Origin of the sequence: Collinsella tanakaei (genome assembly GCF_021531055.1) — a bacterium.
GTDB lineage: Bacteria > Actinomycetota > Coriobacteriia > Coriobacteriales > Coriobacteriaceae > Collinsella > Collinsella tanakaei_B.
Genome location: NZ_JADYTL010000015.1, coordinates 1 through 251, shown reverse-complemented (window position 1 = coordinate 251; position 251 = coordinate 1). Strand labels below are relative to the sequence as shown.

The following is a 251-nucleotide window of genomic DNA, read 5'->3' as shown; positions in this document are numbered from 1 at the left end:
CGCGTCCAAGGGCTGGTGGAAGCTGTCGGGCAAGTACTACTACTTCGACCCCGAGACCTTCCGCACGCTCACCGGCGAGCAGGAGATCGCCGGCAGGCTCTACCTGTTCGGCGACGACGGCGCCGCCGCGGTCGGCTGGCACGAGTGGGCCGACGGCACCAGGTCCTACTTCTCCTCCGACTACAAGGGCGCCGCGTCCAAGGGCTGGTGGAAGCTGTCGGGCAAGTACTACTACTTCGACCCCGAGACCT

The 251-nt window shown here is 66.5% G+C and carries 1 pseudogene; it reads left to right on the top strand.

Annotation, left to right across the window (positions count from 1 at the left end):
• A pseudogene (locus I6E04_RS09745) lies at positions 1-251 on the top strand (hypothetical protein); the annotation flags it as partial.